The organism is bacterium endosymbiont of Bathymodiolus sp. 5 South (genome assembly GCF_900128535.1).
Classification (GTDB): domain Bacteria; phylum Pseudomonadota; class Gammaproteobacteria; order PS1; family Pseudothioglobaceae; genus Thiodubiliella.
Genome location: NZ_FQTR01000406.1, coordinates 1 through 894, shown reverse-complemented (window position 1 = coordinate 894; position 894 = coordinate 1). Strand labels below are relative to the sequence as shown.

Here is an 894-nt window from a genome sequence, read left to right as displayed (position 1 = left end):
TAAAAACTTTGCTGGTACTAGATTAATGGGTAACTTTTCATTAAAGCGCTCTCAATGGAAGAATGCAGGACATGCGCTTAGTTCTGAAATGCATGAATTTGCAGTTGACTGGATAGTTCCTGCTAAAATTGTTAATTACCCCATGAATGGAGACATTTCTGTTGGTATTAAACCAATTAAGCGCACTACTGGTCATAAATCGTCAGCTTTTGTTGGGGGATTTAATACAATTGGCGTCCCTACCAAGATGGTGTGGGCATCGTCAGCAGTCTCTACAAAATTTTCCGTTATATTACATGTACACGATAAACATAATAGTGCGGCGTATAAAGTCCACTTAGTAGCCGATATAACCTCGAAATTGGGATGCGGTCGTATGATAATTAATAGCGCAGCAACTTGTAGTAAACGATACGAGGAGCCATACAATGGGCTAGATATTAGTTTTGACAAGGCACTAAATAAAAGCCTTCCTAGTGGCATTACATTAAAGGGTCATTTTTCATTAAAGCGCCTTCAATGGCCACATATGAATACAACTAATCTTGAAATGCATAATTTTGAAGTTAACTGGAAAGTGCCTCCTCATTGATTGAGGGCTCAATAAGGGGATGCTGTTCTCTTATTAAGTGGGTAGAAGTTTAAGTTTTAAAAAAGAGGGCAGACCTAAAAAAAGGTAGTGCCCTTTTGAGAATAAGGTGAGAATAAGATACTGTCTTAAAAGTCAACCTTTTTTTAACTTTTATTTGTCATTGACTTTTAGGCAACAGAGTTGCCCTTGGGGTTTCACCCCAAACCCCGTCATCAATGCAAAAGCAAGCCAATTTAATCACTATTTTGCATAATTCACATCAAACGGCTGTCCAGATTTTAATACCCCATAAGAAATGACCA

At 37.9% G+C, this 894-nt stretch carries 1 pseudogene; it reads left to right on the top strand.

What is annotated here, in order from left to right:
• Positions 1-592 (top strand): annotated as a pseudogene (locus BBROOKSOX_RS11825) (hypothetical protein); the annotation flags it as partial.
• Between the last annotated feature and the right edge of the window lie 302 nt (positions 593-894).